The following is a 24,538-nucleotide window of genomic DNA, read 5'->3' as shown; positions in this document are numbered from 1 at the left end:
TCAGAGCACGCTGGAGAGGAACGACCGGGTGCGCTCGTGGCTCGGGTCGTTGAAGATGAGGTCGGGCGGACCCTCCTCGAGGACGAGACCGCCGTCGAACATCATCACCCGGTCGGAGACCTCGCGGGCGAACTGCATCTCGTGGGTGACGAGGAGCATCGTGATGTCCGTGGTCTCCGCGATGTCGCGCAGCACCGCGAGGACGTCGCCGACGAGTTCCGGGTCGAGGGCCGAGGTCACCTCGTCGAGGAGGAGGATCTCCGGGCTCATCGCCAGTGCCCGGGCGATCGCCACGCGCTGCTGCTGACCGCCTGACAGGCGGGTCGGGTGCTCATCGGCCTTCTCACTCAGACCCACCCGCTCGAGCAGCGACTTCGCGTCGGCGACCGCTTCGTCCTTCGATTTGCCCAGCACATGGATGGGGGCTTCGATGATGTTCTCGATCACCGTCATATTGGGGAAGAGGTTGAACTGCTGGAAGACCATGCCGATGCGCGTCGTCATCGCCCGAGTCGTCTTCTTCGGCAGTTCGACCCGTTTGCCGTCCCTGTCTTCGAAGGTAAGCGGCCTGCCGTCGATGTAGATGTAACCGCCGGTGAGCTCCTCGAGGGTCATGACGAGCCGGAGGATCGTCGTCTTGCCCGAACCGCTCGGCCCGATGAGGGTGACTCGTTCGCCCGGGGCGACGGTGAAGTTGAGGTTCTCGAGCACCGTCGTCTTCCCGAACCGCTTCTCGACGTCCTTGAACTCGATCGCCGGGGCGCTCGCCTCAGTGTCGATGTGCCGGGAGGCTCCGGTCTGCGCAGAGGTGTCGAGGTGCGGGGACGGGGTGTTCTCAGTAGGTGGCAAGGCGCCGCTCCAATCGTTGGATGAGGAGGGAGGTGGGGTAGCTGGCGGCGAGGAAGATCAGCCCGGCCAGGGTGAACGCCTCGGTGTAGGCGAACTTCGCCGCCCCGAACTGCTGCGCCGAGGTGACGAGCTCCACGACGGAGAGCGCGAAGAGGAACGGAGTGTCCTTGAACATCGCGACCGCGTAGTTGCCCAGCGACGGGATCGTCGCCCGCAGCGCCTGCGGGAGGATGACCGCGGTGAACGTCCGCACGGGAGGCAGGGAGAGGGCGATCGCCGCTTCCCGCTGACCCGGTGGGACCGCGTCGATGCCCGCGCGGTAGCTCTCGGACATGTACGTCGCGTAGTGGACGCCGATGACCCCGGAGCCGACGACGAGCGCGGGAATGCTCGCCAATGCGGGGATCTCCGCGAAGGCGGTGTAGACGAAGACGAGTTGGACGACGAGCGGGGTGTTGCGGACGAAGGCGACGAAGAGCCGGACCACCCAGTTGATCCACCGCGGCAGGGCGCGGATGGCCACGGCGAGGAGGAGGCCGAGGATCGCGGCGATGATCGTGCCGACGACCGTGGCGATGAGCGTGTTGACGAAGCCGCGCAGGAGGATCGGCAGCGCCTCGGCGGCGAATTCCCAGTTCCAGATCACAGCGGCTGTCCGTATCCGACGTTGCCCGTCGACTGCCCGGCGGCCGTGCGGGGACCGGTCACCTCGGTCGAGCCGACACGGGCATCCCGTCTGGCCCGCCGGCGGTCATTGCGCGAGCCCGGACGACGCCGGCCCAGCCGTCGGACGGCCCGGCGTTCGAGGAGGTTCATGAACTCCTGGAGCAGCCACGCGATGACGAAGTAGATGAGCAGACCCACGGAATAGGCGAAGAACGTGTCGTTCGTCGACATCCGCAGCTGCCCGATCTTGTCGGTGAGGTCGGAGAGCGTGATGAAGGAGACGACCGCGGTGCCCTTGAGCAGCTGGATGAGGAGCGTCGCCAGCGACGGGATCATCAGCGCCCACGCCTGCGGGAAGATCACCCGCAGCATCCGTCTGGCCGGGGAGAGGCTCAGCGCGATGGCCGCCTCCCACTGGCCCTTGGGCACGGTCGCGATCGAGGACCGGACCACCTCGGCGGCATAGGCACCGTAGTTGAGCGACAGGGCACCGATTCCGCATGCCATCGGATCGAGCTGGACGCCGAGGAGGGGGAGGACGTAGAAGAGCCAGAACAGCTGGACGAGCAGGGACGTGCCGCGGAAGAACTCGACGACGATCCGGGCAGGGATCCGCAGCCACCGATGCGCCGAGGTCATCGCGAGCCCGAGGACGATCGCGATGACCAGGGCACCGGCGGCACCGGCGAGAGTGAGGATGAGCGTGACCTGGATTCCCTCCCACACGGCGGGAAGGAACTCCAGGAGCGCGCTGAGCTGATCGGTCATGAGCGCGGGTCAGGCTGCGGCTCAGGAGTCAGCGGTCGGCAGTTCGCCCTTGCACAGCTGATCGGTCGTGATCGAGCCGTCGGGGCGCTCCTCCTTCGTGAAGCCGTAGTCGCCGACGATGTCGAGGTAGGCCTTCTCGTCCCCGACGATCTTGTCGAGCTCCTTGTTCCACGCGTCGCGCAGTTCGGTGTCTTCGGTGCGGAAGACCGTGGCGCCCGCACCGACCTGTGGGACGCCGTCGATCTCCTGGACGAACGATTCGCTCACCGCGACGTCGGCGTTCGGGGTGTTCTTCGCCATCCAGTTCAGCGAGATGCCGGTGAGCGCGAAGGCGTCGGCGCGGCCCGTGGTCACGGCGTCCATGCCGTCCTGCGGGGTGCCGACCTGCTGCGACTCGATGCCGAGGGCCTTCGCGTAGTCGGATTCGACGGCACCGGTCATGGTGGCGAGCTTGAGGCCCTTCTCCTTGACCTCGTCGAGGTTCTTCAGTCCCTCGTTCTCGCCCTTCTTCGTCATCAGGGCCGTGGTGTACATGAACTCGGGGTTGCCGAAGGACGCCTGCTTGCAGCGGTCGGGCAGGATCGACATGCCCGCGGAGATCGCGTCGAAGCGCTCGGCGTTGAGGCCGGGGATGAGGGAGCCGAACTCGGTGTTGACGCCGTCGACGTTGTCGACGCCGAGGTTCTTGAAGACCTGCTTGGCCAGGGCGACGCTCGCGCCCTGGAGTTCGCCGCCCTCCTCGAAGCTGTAGGGGGCCTCACCGGCGAAGCCGACGGTGATCTTGCCGTCGTCGATGGCCTGCTGCAGGGTGCTCTTGTCGGAGCCGCCGCCGCTGCACGCACCGAGGGTGAGCGTGAGGGCGAGGATCGAGGTCGCGGCCGCGAGTCCTTTGAGGGAGGTCATGGCGGGTCCTTTCCTGGGGAGTTCCGTGGTCGGTGACGACGTGGGTGACGTGCGTCTCATCGCCCCATTCAAACCTCTGACAGTCCGGATGTCACACTGTCTGACAACGTTATATGCTCGTGACATGTCTCAGCCGCACACCTCGGAGCTGCCCGTGCTGCGTCGCGTCGTGCGTTCCTCGACGATCGACCTCGTCGCCGAGGAGATCCGCAATGCGATCTACCGCGGCAGTCTGCTGCCGGGGCAGGCGATCAACGAGGTGCGCACCGCGGAGCTGCTCGGGGTCTCCCGGCCGTCCTTGCGGGAGGCGCTGCAGCGCCTCGTCAGCGAGGGCAGCGTCAGTCATGCCCCGGGACGCGGGGCGTGGGTCAAGCGGATGGGGACCGAGGACATCGACGACGTCTACGCGGTGCGCGAGGCGATCGAGGTCCAGGCCGTGCGGATGATCATCCGCGGGCAGCGGGCCACCGCGCTCATCGACGAGGCGCTCGAGGCACTCGAATCGGTCGTCGACGGCAGCGTCGCCCGGGTCATCGGCGACGCCGACCTCGACTTCCATCACGCGATCGTCGCGTGCTCCGGGTCACCGCGGCTGACGACCCTGATGAAGGCGTCGATGGTCCACACGAGGCTGCTCTCCCTGTCGGCGCCCGGTGGGTACGAGGTCCGCTGCGATCTCATCGACGTCCATCGCAGCCTCGCCGAGGCGATCGCCGCCGGAGACGAGGAGCAGGCAGTGGGCATCGTCGCCCGGATCTCCGCCGAGGCGGTCGCCCGCCTGCGCAATCCCGCCTCCGAACCCGAAGCCGTCGTCGTCCGCGGGGAGGACGGCGAGTCCGGTGTTGACGACCAGTGGGCGAGCTTGCGAGAGTGATCGTCGCGCGGAGCGCCGGAGCATAGGGGCGGTGCGCCCGGTCGATTCGCTCGGCGATACGATCGGGGCATGGATCCTCACGGGCGGTCGTTCGGCGCACGCTACTGGGCGCTTGTGCGCGAAGCAGTCGTCACGGTGCTCGTGGCCATGGCCCTCGTTGTCGTCCTCACCGAGTTCTTCTTCGGCGTCTACGGGGGAGTGCTCACCGTGTACGGGTTCGATTTCGCCGTGTCCGCCGTGGTCGCCGCTCTCGGTCTCGGGTTGGTCGCCGCCCGGCCTCGCCGAGAGCACTCGCATGTCATCCGTGTCGCCTGGGTGAGCGTCGTCGGTCTCGTCGGCGCTGTCCTCTCCATCGGCGCCATGATGGGCTTCGCGTCGGCCGGCGGGTGGGAATCGGCGAAACTCGCCATGATGATCCAGAGCTACAGCTCGCTCATCATCTTCGGCACCATGGTCGTCGTCGCCGCGGCCTGGCACGGGTGGTCGGCGCTGAAAGAACAGCAGCCGCCCTACGACCTCCGCGCCGACTGAACGTCATACGGACCGACCGGGACCACCTCGGCGTGCGGGATACGATGAGGCCATGAAGGTCGTCAGTCCCGGTTCCTATGATCCGATCACCATGGGTCATCTCGACATCATCGCCCGTGCGGCGAAGCTCTTCGACGAGGTCGTCGTCGCCGTCGTCCACAACCCGTCGAAGACGGGCCGGTTCGATCCGGACACCCGCGCCGGGCTCATCCGTGCCTCCCTCGACGCCGATGAGCGCACCCGGGATGCTGGGAACATCACGATCGACGTCGTCCCCGGCGGCCTCCTCGTCGACTACTGCGCGAGGATCGGGGCACCCGCGGTCGTCAAGGGTCTGCGCTCGGGCACGGACTTCGCCTACGAGCTGCCGATGGCGCTGATGAACAAGCACCTCACCGACCTCGAGACGATCTTCGTGCCCGGCAACCCCGAGTTCGAGCATGTCTCCTCCTCGCTGATCAAAGAGGTCCACAGGAACGGCGGGGACATCACCGGCCTTGTGCCCGAGCCCGTGCTCGCCGCGCTGAGCGCCGACTCGTAAGGCATGCAGGCGACTCCTTCCTCGTCCCGGGCCTGGTTCACAGGCCTCGTCGTCCACACCGTCCTCGCGCACGCGACGTACAACGGCGTGCGTGTGCTCATCTCCTACCGCACCCTCGAACTCGGCGGCACCGGGGTCGTGCTCGGCCTCATGACCGCGTGCTATTCGCTCGTCCCGCTGCTCACCGCGCTCTTCGTCGGCCGCCTCGTCGACCGGGGGTATGCGACCGCGGTGCTCTGGGTGGGCACCGTGCTCTCGATCCTCCCCGTCGCGCTCGCGGCCATCGCCCCCAACCTCGGCGTGCTTCTCGTTGCGACGATGAGCCTCGGCTTCGGTCAGCTGCTCACCACCGTGGCCTCGCAGGCGCTCATCCCGCAGAGCTTCCCGGCCTCCCGCCTGACCGCGAAGTTCGGCCACCTCACCCTGGGGGTGTCGATCGGGCAGACGATCGGCCTGCCCCTGGCCGGCATGATCGCCGACGCCACCGGCGGCTCCCCGCACATCGTCGGCGCCCTGTGGTTCATGACCGGGTTCTCCGCGCTCACCCTCATCGCGGCGGTCATCGTCATGCTGCGTGGGCGGACCCCGCATGTCTCCCGCGCCGAGGCGGCCGAGAGTGTCCGCACCCCGTGGGCTCTGCTGCGGATCCGGGGGATGAAGCCGGCGATCCTCGCGTCGATGGCGACTCTGGCCGCCGTCGACCTCATGACCGCGTACCTGCCGCTCATCGGGCAGGAGAACGGGCTGAGCGTGACGACGGTGACGTGGCTGCTAGCGCTGCGGACCTTCGCCTCGGTGATCTCGCGGATGATCATCGGCATGCTCGCTCGCCGGTGGGGGAGTCTCTCGCTGCTGTGGACCGCCTCGGCGGCGGCGGGGATCTGCGTCATCCTCATCCCCGTGCTCACCCAGACATGGAGCCTGGCGATCCTGCTGGCGATTGCCGGGTTCTGCTTCGGGCTCACCCAGCCGCTGACGATGACGTGGGTCTCGACGCTCTCGGACCCGGCGAACCGGGCGGCGGTGCTCTCGATCCGGTTGGCCGGCAACCGGCTCAGTCAGGTCGTGATCCCCTCGATCGCCTCGGTGCTCACGATCATCGCCGGCTCCGGTGTCGTCTTCACGATCTCCGGGGCGCTGCTCCTCCTCGCCGGCGGCGTGACCTGGCGCAACAGTCACGAGAAGTGGTGAGGGTCAGGGGTTCGGGTTGCCGAGCCTCTCCAGTTTCCGGCGTCGGCGGCTGAGGCTGCTGATGATCAGGTACGCGTAGAGGCCGGTGAAGACGGACCAGATGAAGGCGATGATGGCGAGGTTCTTCCACACCGACCGCGGGTCGTCGAGGTAGACGACGGGATTGACCTCATCGCCGTTCCAGCGCACCTGCTGCGGTTCGCTCGCGGTTTCGCGTGAGAGGTCCTCGCCGAGGAGGGCGTTCTTCACGGTTGTGCCGTCGGTGCCGGTGTAGGTTCCGCGCCAGGCGCACAGGACCTCGCCGTTCTTCGGCAGACCGCAGTCGCGGGTGAGGGCTTTGAACTGTCCGGTCTCCACGCCGACGACGAAGATCTTGGCGACATCGATCGCGGCGGAGATGGCGAGGATCGTCGTCACTGTGAGGAGGAGGGCGACGATGGACACCCAGACGGTGCTCATGGTGTTGATGGTCTGTTTCGACGTCACGCGATCACAGTACCGATTCGGGCGGCGTAAAGACTGAGGCGACCCTGGAAAATGACGACGAGCTGCCCCGAGGATCAGAGGTGATGCCGGTGGGAGCGGGGTCGTTTCGCGCGGTCGAGGCGCACGAGTTCAATTTTCCTGCGGCGATGACTGCGGATGACGATGTAAACGCATGTTCCGGCGACGCCAGTCCACACAGTCACAATGAGGATGACGACTCCGCTCTGCGACTCCCTGTCATCGGCGAAGACAACGGGCTCTTCGCGATCCCCGTTCCAGCGCACCCGCTGCTCGACCCCCGCGGCGCTCGGCGTCAGCTCCTCGTCGAGGAGGACTCCGTCGATCGTCGTGCCATCGTCATCGGTGTAGGTGCCCAACCACGAGCACGACGGCTCACCGCCTCGCCAGCCGTCAGAGCATTCGCGTTGCACGGGCGTGAACGTTCCCGGCGTCATGCCCTCGGAGAAGGCCGTTTCGACATCGGACAAGGACACTGCCGCGATGGTGGTCACCGCAGCGAGCAGAAGCACGGCAAAGCTCACCCACACCGCGTGCGCAAGGTTGATGAGGGGCTTCGGAAACAACCACGTCGACCACCATGAGCGCCTAATGGGGAAGTCGACGTCGGGGAACCGAACGCGGTCCGAAACATCGTCCTGATCGGAGGCGGTGGGCACTCGGCCGTCGTCTCTGTCGTCGGTTTCAGGCTGTGCCATCACACGACATCCGGGCGTTCGGGCACAAAGGGTGGGCTTCCGAACGACAGCTCTTCTGTGGTCAGCGGACGCCGCGACACAGTGAGATCGCCGTCGACGACAGTCGCTTGGACAAGAGTGACCGGCGGGGTCAGCAGTGCGATCAGTCCTCGGATATGCCAGGGAACGTCTACTCGGATGCCTTCGCCCGGCACTGCGTGGCCAGGAGCTGTGACGGTTTTCAAGCGTGGGAACATGATTTCGACGAGCACGTCGGCACCAGTGAGAATCTGGACGATCGGGAAGAAGGGATCGGCAGCTTCATGGTGCGGGTAGATCCCGTCCGGCTCCACGGAGACTTCCAACCTGTACTTCTCCACGAACTCAGAGAAGCGAAGTGCGCAGAGGTAGTCCACCCGTGTGACGTCTCCGAAGGTGACCTCATCGATCTCCATCCTCAGCCGCAGCTGACCAGCTTCGGGCTCGGCCTGCGACGAACGGTCCCCTTCGGTCTGAGTGCTCTCGCTCTTGAAGTCGACGACGAGAATGCCTGGCGCCTCGACAGACACGATCGATCCGTCGGGCACGGTCTGATCCAACGACAGCTCGGACATCTCCAGGATGCCCTCTGCCCACACCGGCTTGAGGTCGTCGGGGGAGATGTCGGCGAAGGCGGTGGTGAGGAGTTCTTGCAGGGTCATGATGGGTCAGGGGAGAACAGTAGGGCTGGGGTCTGCACCGTCCGGAGACTACCCGAGCGCACGCGTGAGCCTCCACCGGTGCGGCAGCCTCCGGTGGAACCGATATCGGATCGATGCACAACCTCGGCGCTCATGCCATGAGGTGCGGTAGCCTGGCGCAACGGCACGGAATCGGGGTGACGAGGAACACCTCGGCGAGGTCCGGGCGACGATTGGCAATGGTCGGCGGAGTTGATTAGAATGATGAGTCGCGTGTGAACGCAGGAGCGGCATCTCATTCGCATACGGAGGAGAGAGCATGAAGAAGCGGTCAGAGTTCGTCTACGATCTCCGATCCATGGGATTGCTCGGTCATCCGGGTGAGTGGGAACGTGTCAACGCCACAGTGCCGGCTCCGGCGGATCTCAAGATCGAAGTGATCGGGGTCGCCGAAGGAACGCCGATGAACCTCGAGCTCATGTTCGAGAGCGTTTCCGAGGGGATCTACGTCTCGGGCACGGTTTCGACCGTGGCCCGCGGCGAGGACGCGAGGACGCTCGACGAGATCGAGCTGCCCATGGATGTCGACATCAACGAGATGTACGTCTATGAGCAGGCCGAGGGCGACGAGGACTCCTACGTCATCGACCGGGATCACCTCGACCTCGAACCCGCGATCAGAGACGCTGTCGTGATGGCTCTGCCCTTCAGTCCCTCACAGGACGGAAGCGAAGAGTTCAGCTACACCCTCGGTGAGGACATCGAGGAGGGCGAGAGCGAATCCGATTCGCCGTTCGCACAGCTTCAGAACTTGTTGGATGAGAAGAAAGAGAGCTAGACGTGGCTGTTCCCAAGCGTAAGATGTCGCGCAGCAACACCCGCCACCGTCGTTCGCAGTGGAAGGCCCAGGCTCCGAACCTGGTCAAGACTGTGGAGAACGGTCGCGTTGTGTACTCGCGCCCCCACCAGGCCAAGGTCGTCGAAGACGCAGCCGGCACCCCGCTGTTCCTTGAGTACAAGGGACGCAAGGTCGCTGACGTCTGACCTGTGGACACTGATACCACAGCAGAACTGCAGAAGAGTCTCGGGATCGACATCGATCCCGAGACTTTTCGTCTTGCGCTGACCCACCGCTCCTTCGCCTTCGAAGCCGGCGGCATTCCGACGAACGAGCGCCTCGAGTTCCTGGGCGACTCCGTCCTCGGCCTCGTCGCCACCGAGTCGCTCTACTACGACAACCCTGACCTGCCCGAGGGGCAGCTGGCGAAGATGCGCTCGGCCGTCGTCAACACGCGTGCCCTGGCCGCGATCGCCCGCCGTCACGACATCGGCCGCCACATCCTCCTCGGCAAGGGCGAAGAGCTCACCGGCGGACGGAACAAGGACTCGATCCTCGCCGACACCGTCGAAGCCCTCATCGGCGCGACCTTTGTCTCCTCGGGCCGGGACGCGGCCTTCGCCTTCGTCCACCGCCTCATCGACGGAATGCTCGCCGACGCCGTCAACCTCGGCGCCGGCATGGACTTCAAGACCACCCTCCAGGAGGCCGCCGCCGACCTGGGCCTGGGTGCCGTGAGCTACGAGATCACCTCGACCGGCCCCGACCATGCGATGGTCTTCACCGCCCACGCCCGCCTCGGTGACAACGGCTGGGGTTCAGGCGACGGATCATCGAAGAAGGCCGCCGAGGCGGCTGCCGCGGAAGTCGCGGTCAAGGCGATCCGCACGCTCTACCCCGACTACAAGCGCTGACGCGCAGTTCACGGCTGCGATGCCCGAGCTTCCCGAGGTCGAAAGCGTCCGCCGCGGCGTCGACGAGTGGACCGCGGGTGCCCTCATCACCGGCGCTGAGGTGGTCGATCCCCGGATCCTCGGCACCACCTCGGCGCGGCGGGTCGATGACACCGCTGCCGCAGCCTTCGTCCGCACCGTCACCGGCCGTCTCATCACTGGGGCAGAGCGGCGCGGGAAGTTCATGTGGCTCACGCTCGATGGGGAGGACGGACTGCTCGTCCACCTGGGCATGAGCGGACAGATGCGCGTCCACCTCGCCGCGGAGGAGGCGCACCGGCACACACGTGCGGTGTTCCGCCTCGAACGGGTCGAGGAGCGCTTCGATCTGCGCTTCGTCGACCAGCGGATCTTCGGCCATCTCAGCGTGCAGCCGCTCGTGCCCGCACACGGTCGGCTTGTGCCCGCCTCGGCGATCCACATCGCACCTGATCCGCTCGAGGACGCCTTCGACATCGACGCGACTCTTGCGGCCTTGGCGCGCAAGCGCAGCCCGATCAAGGCGGCCCTGCTCGATCAGACTCTCGTCAGCGGGGTCGGCAACATCTACGCCGACGAAGCGCTCTTCCGGGCGGGCATCCATCCGCTGGCGATCGCGGCCCGCACGCGGCGGAACCGCCTGGCTGCCGTCCTCGAATCGGCGACGACCGTGATGGGCGATGCGCTGGCTGTGGGCGGGACGAGCTTCGACGACCTCTACGTCAACGTCAACGGGGAGTCCGGGTACTTCGACCGCTCGCTGCTCGTCTACGGCCGCGGGGGTCAGGAGTGCGTACGCTGCGGCGGGGAGATCGCCAAGCTCACCGTCGCCGGTCGCGGCAGCCACTTCTGCCCGAACTGCCAGAAGCCGCCGCGGTACCGGTGAGCTGGGCGGCGTTCAACGCTGCAGGTAGGGATTTCCCGTGGAACAAACCTCAAGCTATTGAGACTAGTGTAGTCTAAGGTATGTAAACGAGCTTCGTTCACAAAGTCTTAAGCGAAAGATAACGCTATTCGCACACTGCTTTAGTGGCGAACAGGGCAGCTTATAATGTCAGTCAGGGGAAAATAGATGATATTGAAGTCAGTTGAAGGCAAAGAAACCTGGAAATCTGCCTATAAACATTTCTCTGAAAGTCACGAGTTAGGGTCCGACGGAATAGGACTGTTCGCTGTTGATCAAAAGTTCGGTATTGACGATGTGCGCTCCGCTGCAGCCGAATCAATCACTGGAGGCGGCGATGACAAGAAGCTCGATATTATTTACGTGGATTTGAGTCGAAGCCTATTGGTCGTAGCTCAATGCTTTGAGTCGCCAGTGAAGAAATCATCCGCACCGGCAAATAAGGCATCTGATCTTAATACCGCAGTTGCGTGGCTATTGAGTGCGGACCTAGAATCAGTTCCCGATGGAATTCGAAGCAGAGTTCAAGAAGTTCGGGACGCTTTAGATGCAGGGTCAATTCGTGACTTTCACCTTTGGTATGTCCATAACGCACCTGAATCGAAGAATGCTGCTTCGGAAGTTTCGAATGCAGAAAAGACTGCAAGTCGCCTGTTGTCTAAACGGGGAACAGTTCAAGTGTTGGGTGCTCAGGTTGGTGCCGAGACCCTAGAGCGGTGGTATTTAGGCTCTCGTCGTGCGATCAAAGTTAACGACCAGTTTGAACTCCGAGTTTCTGACGCTATTGAAGCTTCGACAGATCGTTGGAGCGCTGTGACTACTTTGGTTTCTGGCACGTGGCTGTACAATCTATTTGCAGAGCACAAAGAAGACCTATTTTCGGCAAACGTGCGCGATTATCTGGGGTCTCGTCGGAGTGACGCTAACATCAATAACGGAATTAAGGAGACTGCAAAGTCTGAGCCATCAGATTTTGCCGTTTACAACAACGGAGTTACTGCGCTTGTCTTGGACTATAAGCTGGGACCCCGTTCAAAAACCGGGCGCCGACTTAACATAACCGGGATCTCGGTGGTTAACGGTGCGCAGACAACCGGGTCGGTGGGATCTCTCGAAGCGAAGCCACCAGTTGAGCTACTTGTTCCAATTCGATTTGTGAAGTCGAGCGATGAACAGCTCATTGATCAAATTGTGCGGTTCAACAACCTACAGAACAAGGTTCAAGCAGCAGATTTCCGAAGCGGCGACGAAATTCAAAACCGATTGCGTTCCGAGTTTGCTGCAATGCCTGGTGTTACCTATGAGGGTGGTCGAAGAGGAGGGTCCAGCGATGCAATCAAACGTAGTCGAACGTCGCTCGCATCATATACGGTTGGTCAGGTTCTTACGGCGTTTCACGGTGATCCGGTAGCGGCATACGATAAGAAAGCCGAAATTTGGGTGGATGATACCATGTACTCAAGAGTCTTTTCGGAACGTACCACGGCGTCTCATATTCTTTTCACATACTCGCTTTATGATGCTATTACGACTCGAGTCATAGATCTTCGGAGTAAATCACGCAATCCAAATGAATCGTTAACTGACGCCGAAGAAGACGAACTTGACTTTCTGTCGCTAAAGGGAGCTAACTACCTCCTCGTGGAGGTCGTTGCGCGTTCCTTGGAGTCAATCTTAGGCAAAACGATTCCTAATAGATTTGGTTTAAGATTCAAATCGGATCCTGGTTTGGCGAAGGCGGCGGGATATTGGAATATAGTTATAGATACAATTCTTCCTTTGAAGGATCAGCTTCGCGGGGCTTTCAATAAGGGGCGAGTCACACGGGAGGGGAAGGAGGATGCTTTTATTGCGTTTGAAGGATTATTTAGGGCTCTATTGAATTTTCAGCCAGATGCGTTCGTTGATTTCGCGAAGCGAGTTAAGGTTGAATCGTTATGAATGGGGTCACTATGCTCTGGAAATGCTCGAAAGCGTTGGTTTATTGGGGGCTGATCGTTTAGTATCGTTCTATGTTTCCGACTCTCCTGTTATGTGCGATTGTGATGTTATTTGGATTTGTTCGCGGCTGGAGCGTCTCCGCTCTTCCCGACTCCGGAACGGGTCCGGATGGATTCTGGACTGTCCGAACTGTCTGAGCCGTCCAGCCTGCCCCTGTCACCGGGGACCTGGCTGAACTCCGAGGTGGCCAGACCGAACACGCCGCCGTCGTACTCATTGACACCGGTCGCCACGGACTGGTCGAGCAGATGGGTCGCAAGCTCCCGCTGAATGACGAGGGGATCCTGACACAGGTCCTTCCACAGGGCCACACAGAGCAGAAGCATGACGATGACGAACGGCAGCGCGGAGACGATCGTGATGTTCTTCAGCCCGTTGAGCGCCTCGGAGGGATCGCTGCCCCCGGCCAGGAGCATCACCGCCGCGACCGCACCCGTCGCGACACCCCAGAAGATGACGAGCCGCCTGCCCGGTTCGAGTGCCCCGTTGGCCGAGAGCGTGCCCATGACGATCGACGCCGAATCGGCTCCCGTGACGAAGAAGATCGCGATGAGGATGACCGTGACGATCATGAGGATGATCGCGATGAGATTGGGCAGGGGAAGCGCGCCGAGGAGGTCGAAGAGGATCGTGTCCATCTTGATGTCCGGTTCGCCGTCGACGATGCTCGCAAGCGCCCGGACAGTGCCCTCACCGCGTTCCGCGCGCTCCTGGATGCCGATGGCGCCGCCGCCGAAGATCGCGAACCAGATCGTCGAGACCACCGAGGGGACGATGAGGACACCGGTGACGAACTGACGCACCGTCCGACCCCGGGAGATGCGGGCGATGAAGAGGCCGACGAAGGGCGACCACGAGATCCACCATGCCCAATAGAAGACCGTCCACGAGGACAGCCATTCGTTGACGCCGACTCCGTTGGCCGCCGTCCGCGAGGCCATCTGCGGCAGATCCTCGATGAACGAGCCCACCGAGGAGGGGATGACGTTGAGGATGAACAGCGTCGGTCCGCCGATGAAGACGATCGCGGCGACGATGACCGCGAGGACCATGTTGATGTTCGACAGCCACTGGATGCCCTTCTCCACCCCGGACACGGCCGAGGCGACGAAGGCCGCGGTGAGGATCGCGATGATGAGGACGAGCACGGGGGAGGAAACATCGGGGAGGATGCCCGCGGTCTGGATGCCGCCGCCGATCTGGATGGCCCCGAGACCGAGCGAGCACGCCGAGCCGAAGAGGGTGGCGAGGATCGCGAGGATGTTGATGATCTTCCCGCCGACGCCGTTGACCACGCGTTCGCCGAAGAGCGGGGTGAACATCGAGGAGAAGAGCTGGGAGCGCCCGAGCCGGAACGAGCCGTAGGCGACGCCGAGGCCGACGATCGCATACATCGCCCACGGGTAGAGGGTCCAGTGGAACAGCGTCGTGCCCATGGCCGTGCCCATCGCCTCGGCGGTCGACCCGTCGACGGTGTTCGGTGGGGGAGACATGTAGAAGAACAGAGGCTCGCCCACCCCGGAGAAGACGAGGCCGATGCCCATGCCGGTGGCGAACATCATCGCGATCCACGAGGAGGTGCGGAACTCCGGCTTCTCCCCGTCCCTGCCGAGCGGGATCCGCCCGAACCGGCTGACGGCGACGACGATGACGAAGATCGTGAAGACCGTGGCGGCGATGACGAAGAGCCACCCGAAGTTGTCCATCACCCCGGTCAGGGCGGCACCGGCGACGACGCCGAGGCTCTCCGGCGAGATGAAGCCCCAGACGACAAAGGCGACCGCGAGGAACCCGGCGGTGAAGAAGACCGGCTTGTCGAGGCCGATCCGGCGCAGGTACCGCTTCTTCGTCGGCGGATTCTGCAGGTGGGTGATGAGTTCGCGCGTGCGGTCGAAGCCGTTGCCGGCTCCGAGGCCGGAGTCGTCTGCGCTGCCGGAGGTGTTCGATGGATCGCTCATGGGTTCGGTTGCCGCATCGGGTCGCCTCAGACGGCCGTGCGCGGCGATCCTTCCTGGTCTCGACGGCGAGGTGAGAGGCACACTACCAAAATATGTGACCCAGGCAACAGAGCGTCCGGGCCGCAGGTCCGGCCCCCGCTATGCTTGAGGGCACGATGCATCTCAAAAGCCTGACCCTGCGCGGATTCAAATCCTTCGCCTCGGCCACGACCCTGAAGTTCGAGCCGGGCATCACCTGCGTCGTCGGCCCCAACGGATCAGGCAAATCCAACGTCGTCGACGCCCTCTCCTGGGTGATGGGCGAACAGGGGGCGAAGAACCTGCGCGGCGGGAAGATGGACGACGTCATCTTCGCCGGCACCTCGAAGCGTCAGGCCCTCGGCCGCGCCGAGGTGACCCTGACCATCGACAACTCCGACGGAGCCATCCCCGTCGACTACACCGAGGTGACGATCTCCCGGACCCTCTTCCGCACCGGAGGCAGCGAATACGCCGTCAACGGGGCACCCGCCCGACTCCTCGACATCCAGGAGCTCCTCAACGACTCCGGGCTCGGCAAAGAGATGCACGTCATCGTCGGCCAGGGCCGCCTCGACGCGATCCTCCACGCCGACCCCATCGAACGCCGCAGCTTCATCGAAGAGGCCGCCGGCGTCCTCAAGCACCGCCGCCGCAAGGACAAGGCCGTCCGCAAGCTCACCGGCCTGCAGACCAACCTCGACCGCCTCGGCGATCTGCGCACCGAACTCAACCGGCAGCTCGGACCCCTCGGACGCCAAGCCCAGGCAGCCGCCCGGGCCGCCACCGTCCAGGCGACCCTCCGCGATGCCACCGCCCGACTCCTCGCAGACGATGCCGTGCGCCTGCAGGCCTCCCTCTTCGCCGCCTCCGACGGAGGAGGCGACCACACGGAGAGGATCGCCGACCTCGAAGGCCGCCGCGCGCAGGCGGAGTCCCGGCTGACCGAGATCGAGACCCGGCTCGCCACCGTCGAGGGCGACCTCGAGGAGATGCGCACCGCGGAATCCCGCACCCAGACCCAGGCCGTGCGCGCCAGCGGCCTGGCCAGCCGGGCCGGCGACAAACGCTCCCACCTCCTCTCCGAGGTCACCAGCCTCGGCCGGCGCGAAGGCCGCTCACCCGATGAGCTGCGCAGCCAGGCCGAGGGAATCACGGCGGAGCTCAGCGCCGCCGATGAGGCCGTCACCGACTCGACGGCCGCCCTCGAGACGGCGAACGCCCGCAAAGAGGAACTCGCCGCCGCCCTGCGCGCAGCCGAAGCCGACGTCAAGGCCGCGCAGATCGCCATCACCGAGGCGGTGAAGAACCGCTCGACCCTCCACTCCCGCCAGGAGCAGGCACGCTCCCGCATCACCGACCTGCAGGCCCGCATCGAAGCCGGCCGCAGTGAGATCAAGGCGATCGAGACCCGACTCGTCGACCGACGCGCAGCCCTCACCGCTGCCGAAGCCGCCGTCGAGACCGTCGAAGAGGGCGAGACCACCCTCGATGAGACCTATGAGACGGCGAAGGCAGCCCAGACCGACCTCGAAGCGCAGCTGCGGGAGGAGAAGGCGAAGCGCGCCGAGGCGGCCTCCGAACTCGCCTCCGCCCGCGCCCGTGCCGAAGCACTGGCACTCGGCACGGCACTCGAAGCCGACCTGAACGACATCGTCTCCTCCGGCCTGCCCGGTGTCGAGACGGCCGTGACGGAGAAGCTCACGGTGACCACCGGGTACGAGATGGCCGTGGCCGCGGCTCTGTCGACGACCGTGAGCGGCGTCATCGTCGACTCCGGGCAGGCGGCACTGACGGTGCTCGACCACCTCGGCGAGGACACCAACGTCTCCCTGACCATCCCCAGCGGAACCCGCCCGGCCCCTGCAGGCACAGCCGAGGCGACCGCCTCGGCGGGAGGATCCGGCAAGGGCGGAGACGCCGGACCCCAGCGCCTGGCCGACTTCGTCCGCGCCGACGACCCCGCCCTCGACACCCTCGTCAGGACCGCCCTGGCCGCCGTCGTCTGCGCCCCCGACGCCGCCGCCGCGCTCGCCGTCGTCGACGCGGACCCGCAGCTCACCGCCGTCACCGTCCACGGCGAGGTCATCACCTCGACCCGGGTCAGCCGCGCCCGCACCGCCTCGGGCACTCGGCTCGCCTCGCAGACGGCGCTGACCGAGACCGAGGAGACGATCGCCGGACTCGAAGCGACCGTGACCGGGCTCGACGCCGACATCGCCGCAACCGAACTGAGGCTCGCCGAGGCGAAACCCGTCACCGCCGCGGCCCTCGAGGCCCTCCACTCCTCCGATGCGCAGATCATGGCCGCCGCCGAGGAGGTCTCCCGGATCACCGGTGAGATCGCCGCCGACGAGACCCGCCTGAGCCGGGCCGGGGAGAACGACACCGAACTCCGCCGCCGCCTCGCCGCAGCCCAGCAGGACGCCGACACCGCCGAGGCGGCGCTGGCCGGGGTCGAGGACGTCGACGAGGTCGTCGACACCTCACACCGGGACGCGCTCAGCCGTGAGGTCTCCCAGACCTCCGAAGACGTCATCGAAACCCGCATCGCACACAAGGCCGCAACCGACCGCGCACGGTTCCTCCGCGACCGCGTCGACTCCCTCACCCGGCAGGCCGCCGCCGAGGAGGCCGCCCGGGAACAGGCGCAGCGGGCCATCGTCCGCAAGACCACCGCCGCCGCCTCGGCGCTGACGATCGCCGAGGTCGCCGAGGAGGCCGCAGCACTCGCCGCCGCGACCGTGACCGAACTCGCCGAGACCATCGGCGTCCTCGTCGACGAGCGCGCGGGCCTGCGGGAGGAGAAGGGCCGCCTCGGCGAGGAACTGGGTCAGACGCGGAAGGAACTGGGCCGGCTCAAGGACGCCGCCGCGGAGGCCGAGCTCGCGAAGGAGCGGTACCGGCTCAAGCTCGAGGAGATCGAGCACCGCGCCGAGCAGGAGACGGGACTCGGCATCGACCGGCTCATCGAACTCTTCGGACCCGACACCCCGGTGCCCGGCTTCGAGGATGGGGAGGAGGAGCGGCCCTACGTCCGCTCCGAGGTCGAGAAGCGGCACAAGGAGGCGTCGAAGCAGCTGGCGCGGATCGGCACGGTCAACCCGCTCGCCCTCGAGGAGTACGAAGCGCTCAAGGAGCGCCACCAGTTCCTCGAGAAGCAGATCGCCGACATCGAATCCTCCCGCAAGGACCTCATGCAGCTCGTCGACGAGGTCGACCGGCACGTCGAACGCGTCTTCGCCGAGGCCTACGCCGACACCGCCCGCGAGTTCGAGGACATCTTCTCCCGCCTCTTCCCCGGCGGCGAAGGCAGCCTCAGCCTCACCGACCCCGACGACATGCTCACCACCGGCGTTGACGTCCACGCGAGGCCGGCGGGCAAGAAGGTCAAACGACTCTCGCTGCTCTCCGGCGGGGAGCGCTCACTCGTGGCCGTGGCGATGCTCGTCGCGATCTTCAAAGCCCGGCCGAGCCCCTTCTACGTCATGGACGAAGTCGAAGCCGCCCTCGACGATCTCAATCTCTCCCGTCTGCTCACGGTGTTCAGGGAGTTGCAGGATTCGAGCCAGCTCATCGTCATCACCCACCAGAAGCGGACGATGGAGATCGCCGACGCCCTCTACGGGGTGACGATGCACGGCGACGGCGTCTCGAAGGTGATCTCCCAGCGCATCCCGACCCGCCCCGAGGAGTGAGCCTGAGTGTCGGGGCACGCGTGCCCGGGCGCGGTGAGCCTGCGTGTCGGGGGCATTCAGCGGAGTCCCAGGGAATTCTCCAGCGGCCACGCCACCCCGTGTGACTCCAGCCCTGTGCAGGGACTATAGACTTGTGGGACGAAGAAGCACTGTCGAGAACTTATGAGGAGCGGGACGTCCATGGCCGAGTCGGCTGAACCACGGGGTGACTGCCTGGCATGAATGCAGTACTCGTCGTCATCGTCGGACTCGCCATCTCCTTCGCCCTCGCCCTCGTCGTCGTGCTCCTCGTCGCCCTTCCCGGGCTGCGCGCGGAAGGACGGCTGCGGTACTCCTCGGATGTGCAGCGCTTCCGACTGCCCGGCCAGTGGACCGGCTACGACGACGAAGTCCACGAGTTCTTCGGCCACGACGACGGCACCTCCCACCTGGCCACCCGTGAACAGGCCGCCGTCACCGCGATCCGCGACCACTCGTACGTGCTCCGCCCGCAGCCGCGCCGACATGCGGCACCCTCGCTGCTCACCGTCCGGCCGCGCACCCGCCACTGGAAGATCCCCGATTCGGGCACCGGCTGGCGCACCACCGCCGGTCTGCTCTTCGGCTCCCGCGGCACCTGAGACCACCCCTGACCGCCTTGGGCAGGGGACTGTCCGCGCGCGGCACCGCCCGTGACACGTTCACGGAGACCAGGCCGTAACCCTTACGGCGCTAGGACAGCAGACCAAGGAGGACGTCCCGCAATGGACCAGCCGATCATCCTGCTCATCGTCGCAGCCATCGTCTTCATCCTCGTCGTGGCGCTGGGCATCAGCCTGCGCATCAACGCCCAACGCAAGGGATTCGGCGAGGACCAGTCGATCGACGCCGACTTCACCGGCGAACTGAAGATCGACGACATCACCGAGGCCGTGGCCAAGGAGAAGGAGAAGGCGGCCGGCTCCGAGGTGCCGACCGAACCGGCCAGTCGCCTCGTCCGCCTCCGCGAGAGGCTCGCGAAGTCGAACTCCGGGCTCGGCCGCGGACTGCTCAACCTGCTCTCCCGCGACACCCTCGACGAGGCGACCTGGGAGGAGATCGAGGACACCCTCATCCTCGCCGACGTCGGCGTCGAGCCGACCTCCGAACTCGTCGACACCCTCCGCGAACGCGTCAAAGTGCTCGGCACTCGCGATCCCGACGAGGTTCGGGGACTGCTGCGCGAGGAGCTCATCAAGCTCGTCGATCCGACGATGGACCGTGAGCTCGCCACCTCCGGCACCGCAGGAGATCCTGCCGTCATGCTCGTCGTCGGCGTCAACGGCGCAGGCAAGACGACGACGGTGGGCAAGATCGCCCGCGTCCTCGTCGCCGAGGACAAGTCCGTCCTCCTCGGTGCCGCCGACACCTTCCGCGCCGCAGCCGCCGACCAGCTGACGACCTGGGGTTCGCGCGTGGGCGTGGAGACCGTGCGCGGCGAGGAGGCCGCCGACCCCGCCTCGGTGGCCTACGCCGCCGTCGAGAAGGGAAAGGCGGAGAACGCCGACGTCGTCCTCATCGACACCGCCGGTCGCCTGCAGAACAAGGTCGGGCTCATGGACGAGCTGCGCAAGGTCAAGCGCGTGGCCACCCGTCCCCTCGGCGAGGGCCACGACATCGACGAGGTCCTCCTCGTCCTCGATGCGACGACCGGGCAGAACGGCATGCAGCAGGCCAAGGTCTTCGCCGAGGCGGTCGACATCTCCGGCATCGTGCTCACGAAGCTCGACGGCACCGCGAAGGGCGGCATCGTCATCGCCGTCCAGCGCGAGCTCGGGGTCCCGGTCAAGCTCATCGGCCTCGGCGAAGGTGCCGACGACCTCGCCCCATTCACCGCCGAAGGGTTCGTCGACGCTCTCCTCGACTGAGACATCCCGCCCGCTGAGACAGTCGAACAATCGGTCTCAGCGGGCTTCTCACTGCCTCTGACCAGGCATTCCGCCTCACCTGAGGCCCTCGTCACATTCTCGAAACATCGTCGAATCATTCCCGTGACCTCGCCCCTGAAGACTGGGCGCACCGGAACCGATTGAGACGACAGAGAGACAGAGACATGGAACTCGATGCAGTGAATGTGTGGATGATGGTCGCTGCGGGGCTCGTGCTGCTGATGACCCCCGGCGTGGCCTTCTTCTACGGAGGGATGACTCGGATCAGTTCGAGCATCAACATGATGATGATGGTCTTCTCGGCCATGGCCGTCGGGGCGCTGGTCTGGGTGCTCTACGGCTACGGCCTGAGTTCGGGCGACTCGATCGCCGGGATCGTCGGCAACCCGCTCAGCCAGCTCGGCCTCGCCGACGCCGTCGCCAACCAGCCGGAGACGCTGATCTCCATCGGCTACGGGTCGACGTTCGCGATGATCGCGATCGCCCTCATCGCCGGGGCCGTGGCCGACCGTGCGAAGTTCTCCACGTGGCTGGTCTTCTCCGCCGCCTGGGTCACCCTCGTCTACTGCCCGCTGGCCTTCATGGTCTGGGGTGACGGGATCCTGTCGGCCGACGGCGCGATCGGCAGTGTCTTCGGACCCGCGATCGACTTCGCCGGCGGCACCGTCGTCCACATCAACGCCGGCATCTCCGCCCTCGTCCTCGTCGTCGTCATGGGCCGCCGGGCACGCTTCTCCACCCCGCACAAGCCGCACAACATCCCCATCACCGTCCTGGGTGCCGCCCTCCTGTGGTTCGGCTGGTTCGGGTTCAACGGCGGAGCCGCCTCGACGATCGAACAGGCGGGACTCATCTGGGTCAACACCCTCGTCGCCCCGGCCGCCGGCATGATCACGTGGATCACCATCGAACGCCTGCGGGCCTCACGACCGAGCAGCATCGGCAGCGTCTCCGGACTCATCGCCGGCCTCGTCGCGATCACCCCGGCCTGTGCCGACGTCGAACCCTACGCCGCGATCCTCATCGGCATCGCCGCCGGCGCCGGAGCCTACTTCGCGGTCGTCGCGAAGAACCGCCTGCGCTACGACGACGCCCTCGACGTCGTCGCCGTCCACCTCGTCGCCGGCATCATCGGCACCGTGATGATCGGATTCTTCGCCGTGCCCACCGCGGAGACGGCTGCGGGACTCTTCTACGGCGGCGGACTCGAACTCCTCATCGCCCAGATCGTAGCCTGCATCGTCGCCATCGTCTACGCCGGAGCGGTGACCCTCGTCATCTCGCTCGTGCTGCGCAAGACCATGGGTCTGCGGATCGATCCGCGCGACGAACTCGACGGCATCGACAACGTCGAACACGCGGAGAGGGCCTACTCCTTCCGCTGACCCGATGCTCCCGCCTCGGCGCCGGTCGGTCTCGCCGGACACCGAGGCGGGGGAGTACGCCGGAGTGCTCACAGGACGCCCCACCCGCGGTTCCAGCAGACGCCGCAGGTGGGGTGTTCTCGTGTCCGGCGGGGTTTCGGACCTCCCAGGGGGAGTTGTTAGGCTAGGGAGTCGACCAATCTGAAGAAGGCGTGCACGTGTTCAATTCCCTCTCCGACAGGCTCACCGCGACTTTCAAGAATCTGCGCGGCAAGGGCAGGCTCTCGGAAGCCGATGTCGATGCCACCATCCGCGAGATCCGTCGAGCCCTGCTCGACGCTGACGTGGCCCTGCCCGTCGTCCGCGCCTTCACCGGGCGGATCCGCGATCGGGCGCTGTCGGAGGAGGTCTCGGGGGCGCTCAACCCGGGCCAGCAGGTCGTCAAGATCGTCAACGAGGAACTCGTCGCCATCCTCGGTGGGCAGACCCGTCGCCTCACCTTCGCCAAGCGCCCGCCCACGGTCATCATGCTCGCCGGACTCCAGGGTGCCGGCAAGACGACGCTGGCCGGCAAGCTCGCCCACTGGCTGAAGTCCGAGGGGCATCGTCCGATGCTCGTCGCCGCCGACCTCCAGCGCCCCAACGCCGTGGGACAGCTGCAGATCGTCGGTGAGCGGGCCGGTGCCGTCGTCTACGCCCCCGAACCCGGCAACGGCGTGGGCGATCCGGTCAAGGTCGCCACCGACGCGATCGAGGTCGCGAAGTCGAAGCTCCACGACGTCGTCATCGTCGACACCGCGGGTCGCCTGGGCATCGACGAAGAGCTCATGCAGCAGGCCGCGGACATCCGTGCCGCCGTCAACCCCGACGAGGTCCTCTTCGTCATCGACGCGATGATCGGTCAGGACGCCGTGAAGACCGCCGAGGCGTTCCTCGAAGGCGTCGACTTCACCGGTGTCGTGCTCTCGAAGCTCGACGGCGACTCCCGTGGCGGCGCCGCCCTCTCCGTCGCCGAGGTGACCGGCCGACCGATCATGTTCGCCTCCACCGGCGAGTCGATGACCGACTTCGAGCAGTTCCATCCCGACCGGATGGCCGACCGCATCCTCGACATGGGCGACATCCTCACGCTCATCGAGCAGGCGGAGAAGAACTTCGACGAGAAGGAGACTGCGAAGCTCCAGAAGAAGTTCGAGTCCGGCGAGGACTTCGACCTCAACGACTTCCTCACCCAGATGGCGGGCCTGCGGAAGATGGGCTCGATGAAGAAGATGCTCGGCATGATGCCGGGCATGAGCCAGTACAAGGATCAGATCGAGAACTTCGACGAGCGCGAGGTCGACCGGGTCGAGGCGATCGTGAGATCGATGACACCGTACGAGCGCAGCAACCCCAAGATCCTCAACGGCTCCCGGCGTGCCCGCATCGCGAAGGGCGCCGGCACCACCGTGACCGCGGTCAACCAGCTCATGGAGCGCTTCACACAGGCGCAGAAGCTCATGCGCGGCATGGGCCGCGGCGGCGGTATGCCGGGCATGCCCGGGGCCGGCGGCATGCCGGGACTGGGTTCACTGCCTGGTGGGGGAGCCAACCGGAAGAAGAAGGCCGCAGGGAAGAAGAAGGGCCGCAAGGGCGGTCAGTCGGGCAACCCGGCCAAGCGCGCCGAGCAGGCGCAGGCTGTCCAGGACCGGAAGTCGGGCAAGGCGAAGGACCCGGTCGGTTCGGCCTTCGGCGGCGTCGACCTCGGCGGGGACGACGACTTCGATCTCGCGAAGCTGCCCAAGGGCTTCGGCGGGATGTTCCCAGGTGGAAAGAAGTAGCCCTTTCTGGCACAATGAACTCTTGTACTTTCGCCTCGGCGCGGGCCCTCTCTTCTGCCTCGAGTCGATAGTCCAGGTCGCAGACTCCGTCACGTCAACCCCACGACTGTGCGGTATCTCTGTGCAAACAGAACACAAAAGGAGACACCACTACAGTGGCAGTCAAGATTCGTCTGACCCGCATCGGCAAGGTCCATGCACCCTTCTACCGCGTCGTCGTCGCCGACTCGCGCACCCGTCGTGACGGTCGCGCGATCGAGCAGATCGGCATCTACCAGCCGCTGCGCGACCCCTCGGTCATCGAGATCGACTCGGAGCGGGCGCAGTACTGGCTCTCTGTCGGCGCGCAGCCGACCGATCAGGTCCGCAACCTGCTCAAGCTCACCGGCGACTGGCAGAAGTTCACTGGTGAGGGCGAAGCCGTCAGCACCGTGAAGCCGCAGCCGGAGAAGGAAGCCTTCGTGGCTCCGACCGCCGACTCGGTGATCAAGGAAGCCATCACGCAGAAGAGCTCCGGTAAGGCTGACGCCGCCGAGGTCGAAGCTGAGGACACCGCTGCCGACGACGTCGCCAAGGCCGTCGAGGCCGAGGACGCCGCTCAGGCCGAAGCCGCTGAGGACAACGCCTGACATGTTGGCAGATTCGCTCGAACATCTGGTCCGCGGCATCGTCGATCATCCCGACGACGTCGCAGTTCGGTCCCGGTCGTCCCAGCGTGGGACGACGCTCGAGGTCAGGGTTCACCCCGACGACCTCGGACGTGTCATCGGCCGCGCGGGTCGCACCGCGAAGGCCCTGCGCACTGTGATCAACTCCCTTGCCGGCCGTGAGTCGGTGCGGGTGGACCTCATCGAAGCGTAGTTCCACCACGACGGGGGCGTCGGCGCATATGCGCCGGCGCCCTTTCGTGCATT

General features: G+C 65.5%; 24 protein-coding genes. 16 read left to right on the top strand and 8 right to left on the bottom strand.

The window, feature by feature from the left end:
- Genes AACX88_RS08345 through ehuB form a run of 4 tightly spaced genes read right to left on the bottom strand, consistent with a single transcriptional unit; the run spans window position 1 to window position 3,186 of the window.
- Complete coding sequence (locus AACX88_RS08345) at window positions 1-849, bottom strand: amino acid ABC transporter ATP-binding protein (protein ID WP_422614421.1); 849 nt, start codon at window positions 847-849, stop codon at window positions 1-3.
- Window positions 836-1,492 (bottom strand): ectoine/hydroxyectoine ABC transporter permease subunit EhuD, encoded by a 657-nt coding sequence (gene ehuD, locus AACX88_RS08340; RefSeq protein WP_222125959.1) that lies wholly within the window; start codon window positions 1,490-1,492, stop codon window positions 836-838. Before ehuD ends, AACX88_RS08345 begins: the two co-directional genes overlap by 14 nt.
- A complete protein-coding gene (gene ehuC / locus AACX88_RS08335; RefSeq protein ID WP_339392575.1) occupies window positions 1,492-2,283 on the bottom strand; it encodes an ectoine/hydroxyectoine ABC transporter permease subunit EhuC in 792 nt (263 codons plus the stop codon). The genes ehuD and ehuC overlap by 1 nt, the downstream gene beginning before the upstream one ends.
- Window positions 2,284-2,304: 21 nt before the next feature.
- Window positions 2,305-3,186: an ectoine/hydroxyectoine ABC transporter substrate-binding protein EhuB gene (ehuB, locus tag AACX88_RS08330; protein ID WP_339392574.1), complete on the bottom strand. Its 882-nt coding sequence runs from the start codon at window positions 3,184-3,186 to the stop codon at window positions 2,305-2,307.
- Window positions 3,187-3,310: 124 nt separating this feature from the next.
- Between ehuB and AACX88_RS08325 the strand changes: the two genes are divergently transcribed.
- From AACX88_RS08325 to AACX88_RS08310, 4 genes are all read left to right on the top strand, one after another.
- On the top strand, window positions 3,311-4,060 hold the full coding sequence (locus AACX88_RS08325) for a GntR family transcriptional regulator (protein ID WP_339392573.1): 750 nt from the start codon (window positions 3,311-3,313) through the stop codon (window positions 4,058-4,060).
- A 69-nt stretch (window positions 4,061-4,129) separates the two neighbouring features.
- On the top strand, window positions 4,130-4,591 hold the full coding sequence (locus AACX88_RS08320) for a hypothetical protein (RefSeq protein ID WP_339392572.1): 462 nt from the start codon (window positions 4,130-4,132) through the stop codon (window positions 4,589-4,591).
- A gap of 52 nt (window positions 4,592-4,643) precedes the next feature.
- Window positions 4,644-5,132 carry a pantetheine-phosphate adenylyltransferase gene (gene coaD / locus AACX88_RS08315; RefSeq protein WP_339392571.1) on the top strand — a complete coding sequence of 163 codons (489 nt, stop codon included), beginning with the start codon at window positions 4,644-4,646 and terminating at the stop codon, window positions 5,130-5,132.
- Between the two features lie 3 nt (window positions 5,133-5,135).
- On the top strand, window positions 5,136-6,323 hold the full coding sequence (locus AACX88_RS08310; RefSeq protein ID WP_339392570.1) for an MFS transporter: 1,188 nt from the start codon (window positions 5,136-5,138) through the stop codon (window positions 6,321-6,323).
- A 3-nt stretch (window positions 6,324-6,326) separates the two neighbouring features.
- On the opposite strand, the gene AACX88_RS08305 is transcribed toward AACX88_RS08310, so the two are convergent.
- The 3 genes from AACX88_RS08305 to AACX88_RS08295 form a co-directional block, all read right to left on the bottom strand.
- Window positions 6,327-6,782 carry a hypothetical protein gene (locus tag AACX88_RS08305; RefSeq protein WP_339392569.1) on the bottom strand — a complete coding sequence of 152 codons (456 nt, stop codon included), beginning with the start codon at window positions 6,780-6,782 and terminating at the stop codon, window positions 6,327-6,329.
- A 101-nt stretch (window positions 6,783-6,883) separates the two neighbouring features.
- Window positions 6,884-7,525 carry a hypothetical protein gene (locus AACX88_RS08300; RefSeq protein ID WP_339392568.1) on the bottom strand — a complete coding sequence of 214 codons (642 nt, stop codon included), beginning with the start codon at window positions 7,523-7,525 and terminating at the stop codon, window positions 6,884-6,886.
- On the bottom strand, window positions 7,525-8,205 hold the full coding sequence (locus AACX88_RS08295) for a hypothetical protein (protein ID WP_339392567.1): 681 nt from the start codon (window positions 8,203-8,205) through the stop codon (window positions 7,525-7,527). The genes AACX88_RS08300 and AACX88_RS08295 overlap by 1 nt, the downstream gene beginning before the upstream one ends.
- A gap of 298 nt (window positions 8,206-8,503) precedes the next feature.
- On the opposite strand from AACX88_RS08295, the gene AACX88_RS08290 reads away from it, so the two are divergent.
- The 5 genes from AACX88_RS08290 (at window position 8,504) to AACX88_RS08270 (ending at window position 12,799) form a co-directional block, all read left to right on the top strand.
- On the top strand, window positions 8,504-9,022 hold the full coding sequence (locus AACX88_RS08290; RefSeq protein WP_144588252.1) for a YceD family protein: 519 nt from the start codon (window positions 8,504-8,506) through the stop codon (window positions 9,020-9,022).
- A 2-nt stretch (window positions 9,023-9,024) separates the two neighbouring features.
- Window positions 9,025-9,228 carry a 50S ribosomal protein L32 gene (gene rpmF, locus AACX88_RS08285; RefSeq protein WP_144588255.1) on the top strand — a complete coding sequence of 68 codons (204 nt, stop codon included), beginning with the start codon at window positions 9,025-9,027 and terminating at the stop codon, window positions 9,226-9,228.
- Window positions 9,229-9,231: 3 nt separating this feature from the next.
- On the top strand, window positions 9,232-9,936 hold the full coding sequence (gene rnc, locus AACX88_RS08280; RefSeq protein ID WP_339392566.1) for a ribonuclease III: 705 nt from the start codon (window positions 9,232-9,234) through the stop codon (window positions 9,934-9,936).
- A 19-nt stretch (window positions 9,937-9,955) separates the two neighbouring features.
- On the top strand, window positions 9,956-10,840 hold the full coding sequence (gene mutM / locus AACX88_RS08275; protein WP_339392565.1) for a bifunctional DNA-formamidopyrimidine glycosylase/DNA-(apurinic or apyrimidinic site) lyase: 885 nt from the start codon (window positions 9,956-9,958) through the stop codon (window positions 10,838-10,840).
- A gap of 186 nt (window positions 10,841-11,026) precedes the next feature.
- Window positions 11,027-12,799, top strand: a complete 1,773-nt coding sequence (locus tag AACX88_RS08270) for an AIPR family protein (RefSeq protein WP_339392564.1) — start codon at window positions 11,027-11,029, stop codon at window positions 12,797-12,799.
- Between the two features lie 107 nt (window positions 12,800-12,906).
- Here AACX88_RS08270 and AACX88_RS08265 read toward each other — a convergent pair whose 3' ends face one another.
- On the bottom strand, window positions 12,907-14,817 hold the full coding sequence (locus AACX88_RS08265) for a BCCT family transporter (RefSeq protein ID WP_339392563.1): 1,911 nt from the start codon (window positions 14,815-14,817) through the stop codon (window positions 12,907-12,909).
- A gap of 155 nt (window positions 14,818-14,972) precedes the next feature.
- Between AACX88_RS08265 and smc the strand changes: the two genes are divergently transcribed.
- From smc to AACX88_RS08230, 7 genes are all read left to right on the top strand, one after another.
- Window positions 14,973-18,533 carry a chromosome segregation protein SMC gene (smc, locus tag AACX88_RS08260; protein WP_339392562.1) on the top strand — a complete coding sequence of 1,187 codons (3,561 nt, stop codon included), beginning with the start codon at window positions 14,973-14,975 and terminating at the stop codon, window positions 18,531-18,533.
- Between the two features lie 218 nt (window positions 18,534-18,751).
- Window positions 18,752-19,153, top strand: coding sequence for a hypothetical protein (locus AACX88_RS08255; protein WP_211979015.1), 402 nt, complete (start codon window positions 18,752-18,754; stop codon window positions 19,151-19,153).
- 123 nt (window positions 19,154-19,276) lie between these two features.
- Entirely contained in the window at window positions 19,277-20,419 is a 1,143-nt protein-coding gene (gene ftsY, locus AACX88_RS08250) for a signal recognition particle-docking protein FtsY (protein ID WP_339392561.1), read from the top strand.
- 185 nt (window positions 20,420-20,604) lie between these two features.
- Complete coding sequence (locus tag AACX88_RS08245; RefSeq protein ID WP_339392560.1) at window positions 20,605-21,825, top strand: ammonium transporter; 1,221 nt, start codon at window positions 20,605-20,607, stop codon at window positions 21,823-21,825.
- Window positions 21,826-22,022: 197 nt separating this feature from the next.
- A complete protein-coding gene (gene ffh / locus AACX88_RS08240) occupies window positions 22,023-23,624 on the top strand; it encodes a signal recognition particle protein (protein WP_339392559.1) in 1,602 nt (533 codons plus the stop codon).
- Window positions 23,625-23,779: 155 nt separating this feature from the next.
- A complete protein-coding gene (gene rpsP / locus AACX88_RS08235) occupies window positions 23,780-24,253 on the top strand; it encodes a 30S ribosomal protein S16 (RefSeq protein ID WP_339392558.1) in 474 nt (157 codons plus the stop codon).
- A gap of 1 nt (window position 24,254) precedes the next feature.
- Window positions 24,255-24,485: an RNA-binding protein gene (locus tag AACX88_RS08230; protein WP_009378338.1), complete on the top strand. Its 231-nt coding sequence runs from the start codon at window positions 24,255-24,257 to the stop codon at window positions 24,483-24,485.
- The last annotated feature ends 53 nt before the right edge of the window (window positions 24,486-24,538 follow it).

Origin of the sequence: Brevibacterium metallidurans (assembly GCF_037101285.1) — a bacterium.
Classification (GTDB): domain Bacteria; phylum Actinomycetota; class Actinomycetes; order Actinomycetales; family Brevibacteriaceae; genus Brevibacterium; species Brevibacterium metallidurans.
This window is presented reverse-complemented; position numbering and strand designations above follow the sequence as displayed.